Here is a 15724-nt window from a genome sequence, read left to right on the forward strand (position 1 = left end):
AGATAGGCTCCGTCCTGTCCGGTAATGCCCGTCAACAGCGCGCGTTTGGTCATCCGAAGAACCTCGTTTCGGTGTGCTCCGCGCATTCGCAGGGTCCGTTTCGCCTGCGCTCGGATACCCAGTCGGGCGTCGCCGACGAGTCGTTCGTCTCGGCCGCTCGGCGCCGAGGCCCGCGAGCCGTGGCGTATTACAAAAGGCTCCGCCGGAAGGCAAGTCCGCTCGGAATCGCCTGTTCGGAATCGCCTGCTCGAAACCGCCGGCTTTCAGCGGCGGGGCGATTCGTGCTAGCGGATCGCGAGCAGTCGAAAGGCGAAGAAAATGGCGCAGGCGGAAGCAATCGTGACGAGCGAGCGGGCGATCGGCGAGCTGATGTCCACGCTCGGCGCCGGCGCCCGGCGGGCGGCGCGGTCGGTCGCGCTGGCGTCGGCCGAGACCAAAAACGCCGCTCTGCGCGCTGCTGCGGCGGAGCTGCGCCGGCGCATGGGCGAGCTGCTCGCCGCCAATGCGCTGGATGTCGCGGAGGCGAAATCGCGTGGAACCGCCGCCGCTTTTCTCGATCGGCTGACGCTCGATCCCGCGCGCGTCGAGGCGATGGCGCGCGGCCTCGAGGAGATCGCCGAGCTGACCGATCCGGTCGGCCGGCTGCTGGCCTCTTTCGAGCGGCCCAACGGCCTGCTCATCGAGCGGGTGGCGACGCCGCTCGGCGTCATCGGGGTCATTTACGAGAGCCGGCCCAATGTCACCGCCGACGCTGGCGGCCTCTGCCTCAAGGCCGGCAACGCCGCGATTTTGCGCGGCGGCTCGGAGAGCCTGCGCTCCTCGCGCGCGATCCACGCCTGTCTCGTCGCCGGCCTCGTCGCCGCCGGCTTGCCGGAGGCGGCGATCTCGCTGGTCCCCATCGCCGATCGCGCCGCCGTCGGCGCCATGCTGGCCGGGCTGGACGGCAATCTCGACGTCATCGTGCCGCGCGGCGGCAAGAGCCTCGTCGCGCGCGTGCAGCATGAGGCGCGCGTGCCGGTTTTCGCCCATCTCGAGGGCATTGTTCATGTCTTCATCCATGGGCAGGCCGATTTCGACATGGCGAAACGAATCTTGCTCAACGCCAAAATGCGCCGCACCGGAATTTGCGGCGCCGCCGAGACGCTGCTGGTCGATCGCGCCTGCGCGGCCACGCATCTTTCGCCGCTGGTGAAGATGCTGCTCGACGCCGGCTGTGAGGTGCGCGGCGACGCCGCGACGCAGGATGTCGACGCGCGGGTCCTGCCGGCGAGCGAGGAGGATTGGCGCGCCGAATATCTCGACGCCATCATCGCCGTCCGCGTCGTCGACGGGCTGGAGGCGGCGATCGCGCATATAGAGACTTACGGCTCGCATCACACAGATTGCATCATCACGCAGAATGAGGATGTGGCGCGGCGCTTCATGGCGGAGGTGGATTCGGCGATCGTGCTGCACAACGCCTCGACGCAATTCGCCGATGGCGGCGAGTTCGGCTTCGGCGCCGAGATCGGCATAGCGACGGGCCGCATGCATGCGCGCGGCCCGGTGGGCGTCGAGCAGCTCACCTCGTTCAAATATCGCGTCCACGGCGCCGGGCAGGTGCGGGGATGAGCGCGCGGAATCTTCGTGCGCGCTCCCTTCTCCCACTTGTGGGAGAAGGTGGCCCGACGCAGTCGGGTCGGATGAGGGTCGCCGAGGTTTTCCGTATGCGAGCCGAGTTGGTCCCAAAGAACGCTGTGGCCGCCAGGGCCCTCATCCGACCTCCGCCAAAGCCCGTCGCTCGCGACGGGCGTCCTCACGGACGCCCTATGGCGAGGCCACCTTCTCCCCCAAGTGGGAGAAGGAAGCGCGAGCTTTCGAAGATTTCCCGATGATTCGCCTGCCGCCACATGCGCCGGGGATGCGCATCGGCCTGTTCGGCGGCTCTTTCGATCCGCCGCATGAAGGCCACGCGCATGTCTCGCAGGTGGCGTTGCAGAGGCTGGCGCTCGATCGCCTCTGGTGGCTGGTGACGCCCGGCAATCCGTTGAAGGAGATCGCCGGCCTGCCGTCTCTGGCGCAGCGCATCGCCGCGGCGCAGAAAATCGCCCGCGATCCGCGCATAGTGGTCACGGGGCTCGAGGCGGAGATCGGCGCGCGCTATACGGCGGACACGCTGCGTTTTCTGCATCGGCGCTGTCCAGGCGTGCGCTTCGTCTGGATCATGGGCGCGGATAATCTGCTGCAATTCCATCGCTGGCGCGATTGGCAGGAGATCGCGCGCACGACGCCGATCGCCATCGTCGATCGGCCGGGCGCGACCTTTCGCGCCGCCTCGGCCAAAGCGGCGCAACGCTATGCGTCCGCCCGCCTGCCGGAGAGCGCGGCGGCGCTGCTCGCCGACATGCCGCCGCCTGCTTTCGTCTATCTCCATGCGCCGCGCGTCGCGCAGTCTTCGACAGCGCTGCGCAGCGCGCGATTATTTGCCGGCGCTGCGCCGCTGCCACCAGAGCAGCGCGGCCCCTAGGCCGATCATCGGCACGACGACCAGCACATAGGTCCAGATCGTGCCTTCGTCATAAGGGTGATTGTCGTAATAGCCGAACTCGACCGCCTGCCGATACGGGTTGCGGAAGAAGAAGGTGACGAACACCCACAAGGCGAGGATGACCGCCGTGAAGAACATCAGCTGACGGCTGGCCAGCAGACGCGGAATGCGGTCCTTCGGGGGTTCTTCGGTCATCGCGCAGCTCCTCGGTTATTATCGTTCAGCATTCGTCGTGCGCATTCGTTCTCCCACTTTGTGGGAGAAGGTGGCCTCGCGAAGCGAGGTCGGATGAGGGCCGCTGCGGTTCGCCGCTTTTACCGTCTTATTGAACGATATCATTCGCTGTGGCGGCCGGGACCCTCATCCGACCCGGCTTCGCCGGGCCACCTTTTCCCACGAGTGGGAGAAGGATACGCGCGGCGAGGTTTCGCCTCACATTATCACACTGCCGCGCCGTAGAGATCATAGGCGTCGGCGCGGTCGATCTTCACCGTCACAAAGTCGCCGGCGCGCAGCGGGCGGCGCGAGGAGATGTGCACCGTTCCGTCGATCTGCGGCGCGTCCGCCTTGCTGCGTCCACGCGCGAGGCCGGTCGCGCCGCCGCCCGGCTCGTCCACCAGAACTTGCAGGCGCTTGCCGATCTTGCGCTTCAGCAGGCGGGCGCTCACCTTCTGCTGGCGCTCCATGAAGCGCTTCCAGCGCTGGTCCTTCACCTCGGGCGCGATGGCGTCGCGCGGCAGATCATTGGCCGGCGCGCCGGCCACGGGCTCGTAGCGGAAGGCGCCGGCGCGGTCGATCTCCGCCTCCTCCAGCCAATCGAGCAGATAGGAAAAATCCTCCTCCGTCTCGCCGGGGAAACCGACAATGAAGGTGGAGCGCAGCGCGAGATCGGGGCAGATGCGCCGCCACGCCTTTATGCGCTCCAGCGTCTTCTCCTCATTGGCGGGGCGCTTCATCGCCTTCAGCACGGAAGGCGCGGCGTGCTGAAAAGGAATGTCGAGATAGGGCAGGATATTGCCCTGCGCCATCAGCTCGACGACCTCGTCCACATGCGGATAGGGATAGACATAATGTAGCCGCACCCAGGCCCCGAGCGAGCCCAGCTCGCGTGTGAGATCCAAAAAGCGCGCGCGCACGCTGCGGTCGCCCCATTGGCTCTCGGAATAACGCAGATCGCGGCCATAGGCGCTGGTGTCCTGCGAGATGACGAGCAGCTCCTTGACGCCGGCCTTCACCAGCCGCTCGGCCTCGCGCAGCACCTCGCCGGCCGGTCGCGAGGCCAGCGAGCCGCGCAAATGCGGAATGATGCAGAAGGAGCAGCTATTGTCGCAGCCTTCCGAGATTTTGAGATAGGCGTAATGGCGCGGCGTGAGCTTGACGCCCTGCTCGGGCACGAGATCGAGAAACGGATCATGGCTCGGCGCGGCGGCGGCGTGGACGGCCTCGACCACGCTCTCATAGGCCTGAGGGCCGGTGATGGCGAGAACGTCGGGGAAGCGCTCAGTGATCGCCTGCGGTTCGGCGCCCATGCAGCCGGTGACGACGACCTTGCCATTCTCCTTCAGCGCCGCGCCGATCGCCTCCAGCGACTCGGCCTTGGCGCTGTCCAGAAAGCCGCAGGTGTTCACCACCACGACATCGGCCCCCGCATGGGTGCGCGAAAGCTCATAGCCTTCGGCGCGCAGGCGCGTGAGAATGCGCTCGCTGTCGACGAGAGCCTTGGGGCAGCCGAGCGAGACGAAGGAGACGCGCGGTGCCTCTTTGGCGGGCGCGGGCGGGTCGGCGGGGACGTTCTGCATGGGCGAAGGCTTGCCATGGCGCGCGCGCCGTGGCAATCGCCCCCGGCGCGGATCGAAACGTGAACTCGGCCGAACTCGAGCTGGGCCAATCTCGAGCTAGGCTTGGGGATTAACGAATTTTAAGGTTCGCGCCTCGCCGATCCCTGCTAGGCATGAGGTTTCCGCGGCGGCGCACGCTCGCCGGGGTCAGAAGGAAGAGGCTGCACGCCGTTGCTCAGAACCGTCATACTCGGAACCGGATCCTACGCCCCCGCGAAGGTTCTGACCAACGCCGACCTCGAGAAAATGGTCGCGACCAATGGCGCCTGGATCGTCAGCCGCACCGGGATCGAGGAGCGCCGCATCGCCGCGCCGGGCGAATCCACCTCCGATATGGCCGCCGCCGCGGCGAAAAACGCGCTGGAGCTGGCCGGCGTCGATCCGCGCGAACTGGATCTCATCATCGTCGCCACAGTGACCGGCGACGCCCAGACGCCCGCCTGCGCCGCCTTTCTGCAGGCCAAGATCGGGGCCGAGAACGCTTTCGCCTTCGATGTCTCGGCCGCCTGCGCCGGCTCGCTCTATGCGCTCTCCATCGCCGATCAGTTCATCAAGACCGGCAAGGTCCGCCGCGCCCTGGTCGTCGGGGCGGAGACGCTGAGCCGCGTCGTCGATTGGACCAATCGCGAGACCTGCGTGCTGTTCGGCGACGCCGCCGGCGCCATGGTGCTCGGTCCGGGTGAGGAGGAAGGCCGCGGCCTGCTCTCCACCAGTCTGCGCACCGATGGAACATTGACCAGCATTCTCGGCATTCCGCGCGCCTATGATCCGCGCCAGGACGGGCCGACGCCGGGGGAGGCGCATAAGATCAAAATGCGCGGCCGCGAGGTCTATAAGGTCGCGCTGCGCCTATTGCCGGAGATCGTCACCGAGGCGCTGGCCATGGCCGGCCTCGAGGCGAAGGATGTCGATCACGTCATCGCGCATCAGGCCAACGCCCGCATCATAGAGGCGTCGCTGGCGCAGCTCGGCGTGCCGCTCGAGAAATGCTGGATGAATATCTCCCGCTTCGGCAACACGTCGAGCGCTTCCATGCCGATCACGTTGGACGAGGCCAATCGCGCCGGCCGGCTGAAGAAAGGCGATGTGATCGCGATGATGGCGATCGGCGCTGGAATGACCTGGGGCGGCGCGGTGTTGCGCTGGTGAGGCGCTTTCAGCGTGGGGCCGTCTCCAGCGCTTGCTGCGCTGCGCGGCGACCGGAGCCGATCGCGCTCTCGATAGAGGGCGTGCCTTCGACATGCTGGCCCGCGAAAACGATCGGCCCCATGGGCGCGCAGGCGATGCGCCGCGGCGCCTGGGCGCGGTCGAGCTTTCCGCTCGCGCCTCGCGTCGCGCCGAAGAGGAAGCCCGGCGGCGGCCGCAACATGCTGTGGCCCCAGCGATAGAGGAAGAGCGCGCGTACATCGCGATCGAAATCGAAATCCGCGCCGCGCATCAGCCGTGACAGATCGCTGCGGAGCGAGTCTTCGTAATCGGAAAAGGGCGTGTGCATCAGCCTCATGCGCGCTTCGGCGAGAGCGCCCAGCGGCGCGTCGCAGCCGCCGTAGAAAGTGAGCGTCGTTTGCCGCTGGGGAGCGGCGCGCTTGTCGCTCATCCAATCGGCGACGATGTAATTGACGAAATGCCGGCCGCCCCACCAGCTCTGACTGTAACCGAGCCCGAGCTGCAGCAAAGGCGCGGCGCAGCGCAGCGTCACATTGGCGGTGACGAGGGGCGCCGCATGGAATTGCGTCCAGGCCGTATTGCGCGCGGCGTCGGAAAGATGCGCGACGAGATGGCGCGCGCTCTGCGCCGGCGCGGCGAGGATGATCCGCTCGCCGAAGATCCGATGAAAGCGGCCATCCTGGAAATAGACGACGCTCGCGCCCCGCGCCGTCGTCTCGATCCGTAGCGCCGTGGCGTTGGTTTCGAAGCGCGGCGGCGTCTCGCTCTGCGCCAGTCGGCGCGAAATGCGGCGCGCGATTTCCGACGTTCCGCCCGGATAGGTGAAGACCGAGCCGCGCGTCAACTCGCTCGACAGGAATGTGATGGCGCTGTGAGCGTTCACCTGCTCGGCCGTTCCGCCGAAAGCGGTCAGCGTATAGGCGGTGAAAAAGCGCGAGACGATCGCGTCGCAGCCGAGCGCTGTTTCGAGATGCTGCGCGAGGCTGACGCTCGAAAGATCGTCGAGCGTGGGATCGCTCTCGTCGGCCGGCTCGGCGAGGCCTTTTTCGCCGAGCGCGCGGATCGCCGCGAAAGCGCGGGCGAAGTCTTCCCGCAGGCGCGCGTCATAGGGAAGATGCGCGGCGCCGTGCTCGAATGTGTCTATGTTCCAGCCGCGCGCGCCGGCGCCGAGGCCGGGCGCGAACTCGTCGAAATAGAAGCTGCTCTCCGGGCCGGGGACGCTCTGCGCCAGCCAATCGACGTCGATCGCGCGATAAAATTGTCTCAGCCAATCGGCGGAAGGCGCGGCTCCATAGGCGCCGGCGGTGGAGGCCGGGCCGGGGAGGGGCGGGGCGTCGTCGCGACCGGCGTTGCCGCCGAGGACAGGCGCCGCCTCGAGGATCAGCAGGCGCGCCTGCGGGCGCTCGCGCAGCAGATGATGCGCGGCGGAAAGGCCGGACAGGCCGCCGCCGATGACGATGACGTCGAAGCTTCCATTCGTGTCCAGAATGGGAAAAGTTCCGGCGCTCTCGTCGCATCCCGGCGCGAGCGAGACGGAGCCTTTCTCGAACGTCAGGCGACCGTCGCGCAGCCAATGCGAGACGGCGAAAACGGAAGGGAGATTGCCGCCGCGCAGAGCGCGCGGATCGAGGCCGATCGGCCCGTCGCAGGTCCCGCCCGCGAAAGCGCACGCGGAAACGCTGCGCGAGACAGCGCCGCCCGCGGCGATCAGCAGGCCATTGAGAAAATCGCGTCGCGCTATGCCGTCGATCGAGGGTGTTCGAGCCATTGGTCGCTCCTCCCTCGCCGGCGGCGGTCGTCAGCGGCCGTCGGGCGAAAACATCATGCGCAAGCGCCCGCGGCGGCCTCGCTCCGCGAAAGCGCCGGCGCGCTTGTCGCTCTGCGAGGCCGTCTCCTCCGCTGGAGCGAAGGAGAGCGCGGAAGCGTTGCTCCGCGTGCGGGCGACCGGGCCGAAGGAGGCGAGACAGCGATTATAGGCGTCCGCCGCCTGAATCTGCTCGCAATCGCCGATATTGCGCGGCGCGGCGGCCGCGGCGAGGCAAGAACCGGCGAAGCAGGCAATGAAGACGAAGCGAATCATGCGAAGCATCGTCAACCTCTGAGTTGGGCGCCCGTTTTCTTGCCCGCCTCTGTGACAATTTTGTGGGCGAGGGCCTCGAGATCGGCGTCGGTGAGCGTTTTGTCGCGGGGCTGCAGCCGCACGGCGACGCCGACCGATTTCTTGCCTTCCGGCACGCCTTGTCCTTCGTAAATGTCGAAGACGCTGACATCGGTGATGAGCGCGCGATCGGCGCCCTGCACGGCGCGAATGAGATCGCCGGCCGGCTGGTCGCGATCCAGCAGAAAGGCGAAGTCGCGCGAGACCGGCTGGAGATCGGAGAGCTCCAATTTCGCCTTGGCCTTGGTGGGCTTGGCCTTGGGCGCCGGAAGCGCGTCGAGAATAATCTCGAATGCGGCGATCGGCCCCTCGACGTCGAGCGCCTGCAACACGCGCGGGTGCAATTCGCCGAAATGGCCGATGACCGCCTTGGGGCCGAATTGCAGCGTCGCCGAGCGGCCCGGATGGAGCCAGGAGGGGCCGCCGGCGACGATCTGCAAGCCGCCCGTGGCGACGCCGAGCGTCTGCAACAGCGCGAGCGCGTCCGCCTTCACATCGAAGACGCCGACCGCGCGCTCCTTGCCCGACCAATGCCGGCCGGCGCCGGCCGGCAGAGCGAAGCCGCGGCGCAGGCCCGTGGCGGCGATCTTCTGGCCCTTCTCATCCTCGCCGAGAAAGATCTGACCGACCTCGAACAAAGCGACATCGGGAAAGCCGCGCGCGGCGTTGCGGCCGGCGGCGGTGACGAGGCCGGGCAGCAGGCTCGGCCGCATGTCCGAGAGTTCCGCCGCGATCGGATTGGCGAGGGCGAGGCGATTTTCGCCGCTGCTACGGAAAGCTTGTGCCTGCTCCTCGGAGACGAAGGACCAGGTGACGGCCTCGACCATCCCGCGCGTCGCCAGCGCGCGTCGCGCCGCGCGCGTGCGCTTCTGCAGCAGGGTGAGAACTGGCTCGGTTACGCCGGCGTTGCGCGGCAGCGGCGCCGCGGCGATGGTGTCGAAGCCGGCGATGCGGGCGATCTCCTCGACGAGATCGGCCTTGCCTTCAATGTCCGGGCGCCAGCTGGGAACGCCCACCAGCGCCTCCTCGCCCGCCGCCTCGATCGTGAAGCCGAGGCGCGTGAGAATGGCGGTCGACTCGTCTTTCGAGACGTCGAGGCCGGTGAGGCGCTTCGTCTCGCTCCAGGGGAAGCGTAGCTGACGCGTCGGCGTTTCCGCCGCGCCGCAAATGGCGACGTCGGACGCCTCGCCGCCGCAGAATTCCAGCACCAGCTTCGTCGCCAGCTCGAGGCCGGGCAGAGCGAAGGACGGATCGACGCCGCGCTCGAAACGATAGCGCGCGTCGGTGGAGATGCCGAGCTTGCGGCCGGTGTGAGCGATATTGGCCGGATCCCACAGCGCGGTCTCGATCAGCACGTCCGTCGTGTCGTCGGAGCAGCCGGAATGCTCGCCGCCCATGACGCCGGCGAGAGATTCGGGGCCTTTGTCGTCGGCGATGACGACCATGTCGGAATCGAGCTTATAGGTCTTGCCGTCGAGCGCGAGCAGCTCCTCGCCGGCGCGGGCGCGGCGCACCACGAGCTCGCCCGCCACTTTCTTCGCGTCGAAGACATGCAGCGGACGCGCGCGGTCGAAGGTCAGATAATTGGTGATGTCGACGAGCGCGTTGATCGGGCGCAGGCCGATGGCGCGCAGGCGATCCTGCAGCCAGGCCGGGCTCGGGCCATTCTTCACGCCGCGCACCAGACGCAGAGCGAAGAGCGGCGCGAGATGCTCGTCCGCGTCCACGAAATCGAGCGTGACGCGCTGCGGAATGGCGAAGCGGCTTTCGATCGTTTCCACTGGCGGCGTCTTCAGCGTCCCGAGGCCGGCGGCGGCGAGATCGCGCGCAATGCCGTAAATGCCGGCGGCGTCGGAGCGGTTGGGCGTCAGATTGATCTCGATGACCGGATCGTCGAGCCCGGCCCATTTGGCATAGACCGCGCCGATGGGGGCGTCCTCCGGCAGCTCTATGATGCCGTCATGCTCGTCGGAGAGCTCCAGCTCGGCGGCCGAGCACAGCATTCCGAGCGATTCGACGCCGCGGATGACGCCCTTGCCGAGCGTGATCTTCTTGGCCGGAATATAGGTTCCGGGCGCGGAGAAGACGGTCTTCAATCCCGTGCGGGCGTTGGGCGCGCCGCAGACGACCTGCACCGGCGCGCCTTCGCCCGTATCGACCATGCAGACGCGCAGGCGATCGGCGTTGGGATGCGGCTTGGCCTCGATCACATGCGCGATGCGGAAATCCTTCAGCTGCGCGGCGGGATCGTGCAAATGCTCGACCTCGAGCCCGATGCGCGTCAGAGTTTCGACGACCTCCTTGAGCGAGGCGCTCGTCTCGAGATGGTCTTTCAGCCAGGAGAGTGTGAGTTTCATTCTTTTCGTTCTCGAGTCAGCGCGTTTTCGTCAAGAGCTGCACGGCGAGCGCGAGCTTTGTGTCGGTCGGCAATCCATCGATCGACGCAATTGCGCTACGTGCGTCCTGGATCAGATCCTTCACTTCCTGACGGGAATATTTGAACGGTTCGGGAATGTAATCCGCTTCGATCCGCTTATCGTACAGGGTGAGAAAGGCGAAAGCGATTGCTTCGAGCTGCGCTGCGAACGCTGAGGACTTGCGCGCCTCTCGGAACAATTTGCGTGCCGCATTGTGATCGAGCGACCGATAGATCGGCGTATAGACATCCCACGGCTTCGAGGCGCCGATGAGCTGATCGGCGCAAAGCTTCGCCAGCGTGTGAAACACGGCGTAATAGGCTGTCGCGACGGCTCGTCGCAGCGAGGCTTGCTTCGGACGACCGGCCTCGCGTCCAGCGAGCTCATCGGCGAGGCCCAGGAGATCGTCGATCACGAATGACTCCGCTCGGGGCGCGGCGGGCTTTCGCGCGAAACCTCGTCCTCGGGCAGTTCTTCTTCGAGCCGTCTCATGCGGAAGTAAGGAAACCTTTCTTCGCCTTCGGCGAGGAGCGCGCGGCCGAGCGCGGCATGCGCATCGAAAAAGGTCGTCGGCTCGAGCGGCGGAGCGCCGGCGCCGAGAACCGCGTCCACATAAACAGCGGGCTCGTCGCTGTGATCGAATCCGGAGCGCACTTCGGCCCGCTGATAGCCGAACTTGCCGAGTTCCCTCCGCAATACGCGATCCGCGACGATCTGAATGTCCGCATTGTCCATTGCGTTACCCCGAGAAAAACCTCACCCACTCAGCCCACCCGCCAGCGTCGGGAAATCCAGCGGCCGGAAGCCATAATGCGTCAGCCAGCGCGCATCGGCCTCGAAAAAGGCGCGCAGATCCGACATGCCGTATTTCAGCATGGCGAGACGGTCTATGCCGACGCCGAAGGCGAAGCCCTGATATTTGTCGGGGTCCAGCCCGCAATTGCGCAGCACATTGGGATGCACCATGCCGCAGCCCAATATCTCCATCCAATCCTCGCCCTCGCCGAAGCGAATGTCGCCGTCCTTGCGGCGGCATTGCACATCCACTTCCGCCGAGGGCTCGGTGAAGGGGAAGAAGGAGGGGCGAAAGCGCATCTTCACCGATTTCACCTCGAAGAATGCCTTCAGAAACTCCTCCAGCACCCATTTCAAATGGCCCATATGGGTCGTCTCGTCGATGACGAGCCCCTCGACCTGATGGAACATGGGCGTATGCGTCTGATCGCTGTCGCAGCGATAGGTGCGGCCGGGGCAGATCACGCGGATCGGCGGCGCTTTGGTGAGCATGGTGCGCACCTGCACCGGGCTCGTATGCGTGCGCAGCAGCTTGCGCTTGCCGTCCGCGCCCGGCGGGAAGAAGAAAGTGTCGTGCATCTCCCGCGCGGGATGCCCCTCGGGGAAGTTCAGCTTGGTGAAGTTGTAATCGTCGCTTTCGATATCCGGCCCTTCGGCGACGGAAAAGCCCATATCGGCGAAGATCGCCGTCAGCTCGTCCATCACCTGCGAGATCGGATGAATGCGGCCGAGCTCCTGGCCGCTCTCCTGCACCGGCAGCGTCACATCCACCGTCTCGGCGGAGAGGCGCTTCTCCAGCGCCTCGGCCTGCAGGACGTCGCGACGCGCAGCGATCGCCTCCTGGGCCTTGTCCTTCAGCGCATTGATCTTGGCGCCTTCGGTCTTGCGGTCTTCGGGCGACATTTTGCCGAGCGTCGCCAGCAGCGCCGAAATGCTTCCCTTCTTGCCCAGCGCGCCGACGCGCACGGCCTCGAGCGCGGCCTCGTCGGCCGCCGCCGCGATCGCCGCCAGAGTCTCGGTCTCCAGTTCCGCTATATCCGTCATCGTCCCGCCACGGCTTTTGATTTTCTGGGGCGGGTTGTGCCACGCTCGGCAGGCGATGTCGAGAACGCGGGCGGGGCGCCGCGCCCCGCCGCTCGATTTCTCAGAGTCGAGCTCGCATGTTCTTTTTCCGAAAACCGCTTCGCACTTTTCGGGAACATGCTCCTAGATTTTCCAGCGCAGCGCCATGCCAGCCTGCCAATTCTTGGAGAGCTGCGGCCCGTTCAGGCTCTGATAGACCGGAATGCCCGCCTCCAGCGCGATGGTCAGCGCCTCCTGGCCGATGAGGCCGCCGCCGATCGTCGCGCCGCCCCACAGCTCCACTCGCTGGCCGCCGTAGAAATTGGGATTGGCCGCCTGCGCCTTGCCGCGGATCATCGGATCGAGCCCGCGAATCTCGCCCTGCGTCGTGGCGTTGACGCGGAAGGTGGTGGTGAGGCCCTTTATCCAGCTATAGCCGGCCCAGCCGTTGAACTCGTGCAGATCGCCGTAGAGATAGCCTTCCGGATTGGCGGCCAGCGGAAAGCGGCCGCGATAGGAGAGGCCCCAGGACCATTTGTCGATATGACCGGCATAGACGATTCCGGGCATGACGTCGAAAGTGCCGGCGCCGGGCTGCAAGGCGTAGAAGGCGCGGCTCGTCGCATAGCTGCCGTCCGGCAGCAGCAGGCGGAATGTGTTGTGGGTGCTTCCGGTCGGGAAGCTCATGCCGAGATTGAGCTGAATGCGATGTATCTCGTCCTGGTAGACGCGATAGATCGTCGAGGCGGTGAAATCGGTGAGGCCGTCGGTTCCCGTATGGCTGATTCCAAGCCGGTTCAGGTTCGTCGGCCCTTGGAAGGTCAGCATGTCGAGATTGCGCTCGATCATGCCGCCGGTGACGACGACGGACCAGTCCTTGGTAATTCCATAGGCGAGCGCCAGCGTTTGCGAGGCGACGGAGACATTCTGCGGCACGAGCCGGAGCTTCGATGTCGGATGGCCGAACCAGGGCGTCGTCGCGACCACCTCTTCCGACGAGAGCCGCCGCGTTCCTTTCAACGTATGCGAGAGATTGGCGAATTGCGGGATGATGGAGACGACGAGCTTGCCGGCGGGCGGCATATCGGCGCCGAAGACGCCGAGCGGCGCCGGCGGCAGGGGCGCAGGGGCGGCGACATCGGGCGCAGGCGCGGCGACGAGCTTGGCTGGCGCGTCCGCGCCGGCCGCCTCTCCGACGCAGACGCCGAGCAGAGCGGCGGCGATGGCCAAAGTCTTCGCGCTCACGAGGATCGGGCGCGGCGGAGCGCTTCGTTTCATTCTCATCATTTTGTGTCTGCCCCTCGTCGGCGCCGCGCTCCGTCGGGGCGCGACGGACAAAAAAAAGCCGCCGTCCGACGATCGCGTTTTGGGCGCGACACGATCGGAACAGCGGCGTTGCTGATTTTGGCCCCTCTTTGGGCCGCGCCGAAAGCTCGGCTCTCGGCGTCCGACTAGACGCAATCTCCGCGCCATCTCAGTGCGGCCGGCCTCATCTCGACAAATCAGGCGCTTGTGAAAAAGCGGCGCGCGGGCGGCGCGAAAATTAGCCTGCAAAATATGCGACGGGCGCCGAATTGCTGTGCGATTTTCGGCGCTTCGTCGCTCTCAATGGACGCCGAGCAGCGCCTGCGCGGCCTCGGCGATCACCGCTTCCTCATTGGTCGGAAGCACGAGGGTTTCGACGCGGCTCGACGGCGCGCTGATGACTTGCGCATTGGCCGCATTCGCCGCATCGTCCAGCGCGAGGCCGAGAAAGCCGAGATAGGCGCAGATTCGCGCGCGCATGGACGGCGAATTTTCGCCGACGCCGGCCGTGAAGACGAGGCGATCCAGCCCGTTCAGCGCGCTCGCCAGCGAGCCGATCTCGCACGCCGCGCGATAGGCGAAGAGCGCCATGGCCTCCTCCGCCGCCGGCGAGGCGCTCGCCTCGAGCGCGCGCAGATCGTCGCTGATTTCGGAGACGCCGAGCAGGCCCGATCGCTCATAGAGCAGAGCATGAACCTCTTTCGGCGAATAGCCCTCCTGCATCACGAGATGCAGCAGCAGTCCGGGGTCGATCGCGCCGCTGCGCGTGCCCATCATCAGCCCGTCGAGCGCCGTGAAGCCCATTGTGGTGGCGACGCTCTCGAGATCGCGCATGGCGCAGAGGCTCGCGCCATGGCCGAGATGCGCGACGATCGTTCGGCCCGGCGCGCGCTCGAGGCGGCGCAGCTCTTGCGCGATGAACTGATAGGAGAGGCCGTGAAAGCCGTAGCGCAGCACGCCGCGCTCGGCGAATTCGCGCGGCAGCGGAAACAGCTGCGCGAGACGCGGCTGCGTGCGGTGAAAGGCCGTGTCGAAACAGGCGATCTGCGGCAGGTCGGGCGCGCTGTCGAGCAGGCTGCGGATCGGCGCGAGATTATGGGGCTGATGGCTCGGCGCGAGCGGCGAGAGCGCCTCCAGCCGCCGCAAAATGTCCGGCGTCACCAGGACGGGGCGGTCGAATTCCGCGCCGCCATGGACGACCCTATGCCCCACGGCCGCGAGGGGAAGCTCCGCCAGCCGCTCGCCGATCGCCGCGATGAGCCAGCGCGCCGCGCCCTCATGGTCTGTGTCCGGCGAGGGGCCTTCTCCCGCCATCAGCGCCGTCGCCGCCTCGCCTTTCGCCGAAAAATGGGCGGGCCGGTCCTTTTCCTTTATGGCGGTGACGCCGCCGCGGCACAGAGGCGCGCGCGTCGCTGCGTCATAGAGCGCGAATTTGAGGCTCGAGGAGCCGGCGTTGAGCGCCAATAGAACTGCAGAAGCGCCGCTCACACACCCTCCACCACGCGATGGGTGAAGAGCTGCGCCAGCGCGCAGGAGACGATGCGGGCGCGCACGCCATCGGCGCGGCTCGTCAGCACGATCGGCACGCGGGCGCCGAGCACAATGCCGGCGTCCTCGGCGTCGGCGAGATAGACGAGCTGCTTGGCGAGTATGTTGCCGGCCTCGAGATCGGGAACGAGGAGAATGTCGGCATAGCCGGCGACGTTGGAGACAATGCCTTTCGCCTTCGCGGCCTCGGGCGAGATGGCATTGTCGAAGGCGAGCGGACCATCGACGTCGGCGCCGGTGATCTGGCCGCGATCGGCCATTTTGCAGAGCGCGGCGGCCTCGATCGTCGAGGGGATTTTGGCGTCGACGGTCTCGACCGCCGAGAGCACTGCGAGCTTGGGGTGCTCTATGCCGAGCGCATGGGCGAGGTCTATGGCGTTTTGCGCAATGTCGCGCTTCTCGGCGAGCGTGGGGGCTATGTTGATCGCCGCGTCGGTGACGAGCAGCGGCTTGCAGTAATTGGGCACGTCGAGCACGAAGACATGGCTGACGCGCCGCTCCGTGCGCAGGCCGGTCCCCTCCCGCACCACGGCGCCCATCAGCTCGTCGGTATGCAGCGAGCCTTTCATCAGCGCCTCGAGTTCGCCGCGACGCACCAGCTCGACGCCATTGTCGGCGGCGGCGTGGCTATGCGGCGCATCGACGATCTCGACGCCTTCGAGCGAGAGGTTCGCGGCGGCGGCCGCCGCCGCGAGCTTGGCGCGCGGCCCGACAAGAACGGGCGTGATGAGCCCTCGGTCGCGCGCGGCGAGGGCGCCCTCTATCGACACGGCGTCGCAGGGATGCACCACGCCGATGCGAATGGGCCGCATCGCCCGGCAGCGCTCGAGCAAGCTCTCGAAATACATGCCGCAGGGCGCGGCAGGGGCCAGAGCATCGCGCCGGAACAGCATCACGACCTCCTTGT

General features: G+C 66.7%; 14 protein-coding genes. 3 read left to right on the forward strand and 11 right to left on the reverse strand.

Annotation, left to right across the window (positions count from 1 at the left end; all coding sequences use genetic code 11):
- Positions 1-318: 318 nt before the first annotated feature.
- Together KP010_RS15850 and KP010_RS15855 are read left to right on the forward strand one after the other, a co-directional pair.
- The gene (locus KP010_RS15850; RefSeq protein ID WP_216281159.1) at positions 319-1611 is read left to right on the forward strand and encodes a glutamate-5-semialdehyde dehydrogenase; all 1293 of its coding nucleotides are present in this window, start codon (positions 319-321) and stop codon (positions 1609-1611) included.
- A 259-nt stretch (positions 1612-1870) separates the two neighbouring features.
- Positions 1871-2506, forward strand: a complete 636-nt coding sequence (locus tag KP010_RS15855; RefSeq protein ID WP_216281160.1) for a nicotinate-nucleotide adenylyltransferase — start codon at positions 1871-1873, stop codon at positions 2504-2506.
- Here KP010_RS15855 and KP010_RS15860 read toward each other — a convergent pair.
- Both KP010_RS15860 and rimO read right to left on the reverse strand, forming a co-directional pair.
- The gene (locus KP010_RS15860) at positions 2459-2722 is read right to left on the reverse strand and encodes a hypothetical protein (protein WP_216281161.1); all 264 of its coding nucleotides are present in this window, start codon (positions 2720-2722) and stop codon (positions 2459-2461) included. The genes KP010_RS15855 and KP010_RS15860 overlap by 48 nt on opposite strands.
- A 245-nt stretch (positions 2723-2967) precedes the next feature.
- Positions 2968-4326, reverse strand: a complete 1359-nt coding sequence (gene rimO / locus KP010_RS15865) for a 30S ribosomal protein S12 methylthiotransferase RimO (RefSeq protein WP_216281162.1) — start codon at positions 4324-4326, stop codon at positions 2968-2970.
- Positions 4327-4536: 210 nt separating this feature from the next.
- Here rimO and KP010_RS15870 point away from each other — a divergent pair, with 210 nt between their 5' ends.
- Positions 4537-5514, forward strand: a complete 978-nt coding sequence (locus KP010_RS15870) for a beta-ketoacyl-ACP synthase III (protein WP_142862665.1) — start codon at positions 4537-4539, stop codon at positions 5512-5514.
- A 7-nt stretch (positions 5515-5521) separates the two neighbouring features.
- On the opposite strand, the gene KP010_RS15875 is transcribed toward KP010_RS15870, so the two are convergent.
- The 9 genes from KP010_RS15875 to KP010_RS15915 all read right to left on the reverse strand — a co-directional run bounded on the left by KP010_RS15875 (position 5522) and on the right by KP010_RS15915 (position 15710).
- Positions 5522-7300, reverse strand: a complete 1779-nt coding sequence (locus KP010_RS15875) for an FAD-dependent oxidoreductase (RefSeq protein WP_216281163.1) — start codon at positions 7298-7300, stop codon at positions 5522-5524.
- 30 nt (positions 7301-7330) lie between these two features.
- A complete protein-coding gene (locus KP010_RS15880; RefSeq protein ID WP_142862667.1) occupies positions 7331-7612 on the reverse strand; it encodes a hypothetical protein in 282 nt (93 codons plus the stop codon).
- 11 nt (positions 7613-7623) lie between these two features.
- Entirely contained in the window at positions 7624-10047 is a 2424-nt protein-coding gene (pheT, locus tag KP010_RS15885) for a phenylalanine--tRNA ligase subunit beta (RefSeq protein WP_142862668.1), read from the reverse strand.
- Between the two features lie 16 nt (positions 10048-10063).
- The gene (locus KP010_RS15890; RefSeq protein ID WP_142862669.1) at positions 10064-10522 is read right to left on the reverse strand and encodes a hypothetical protein; all 459 of its coding nucleotides are present in this window, start codon (positions 10520-10522) and stop codon (positions 10064-10066) included.
- On the reverse strand, positions 10519-10842 hold the full coding sequence (locus tag KP010_RS15895) for a hypothetical protein (RefSeq protein ID WP_142862670.1): 324 nt from the start codon (positions 10840-10842) through the stop codon (positions 10519-10521). Before KP010_RS15895 ends, KP010_RS15890 begins: the two co-directional genes overlap by 4 nt.
- A 21-nt stretch (positions 10843-10863) precedes the next feature.
- The gene (gene pheS / locus KP010_RS15900) at positions 10864-11946 is read right to left on the reverse strand and encodes a phenylalanine--tRNA ligase subunit alpha (RefSeq protein WP_216281164.1); all 1083 of its coding nucleotides are present in this window, start codon (positions 11944-11946) and stop codon (positions 10864-10866) included.
- Positions 11947-12108: 162 nt separating this feature from the next.
- Entirely contained in the window at positions 12109-13242 is a 1134-nt protein-coding gene (locus KP010_RS15905; RefSeq protein WP_216281165.1) for an alpha-amylase, read from the reverse strand.
- A 327-nt stretch (positions 13243-13569) separates the two neighbouring features.
- Entirely contained in the window at positions 13570-14757 is a 1188-nt protein-coding gene (locus KP010_RS15910) for an acetate/propionate family kinase (RefSeq protein WP_371824214.1), read from the reverse strand.
- Positions 14754-15710: a bifunctional enoyl-CoA hydratase/phosphate acetyltransferase gene (locus KP010_RS15915; RefSeq protein ID WP_142861445.1), complete on the reverse strand. Its 957-nt coding sequence runs from the start codon at positions 15708-15710 to the stop codon at positions 14754-14756. Before KP010_RS15915 ends, KP010_RS15910 begins: the two co-directional genes overlap by 4 nt.
- Positions 15711-15724 lie beyond the last annotated feature (14 nt).

The sequence above is a fragment of the Methylosinus sp. KRF6 genome, assembly GCF_018887255.1.
Lineage (GTDB): Bacteria > Pseudomonadota > Alphaproteobacteria > Rhizobiales > Beijerinckiaceae > Methylosinus > Methylosinus sporium.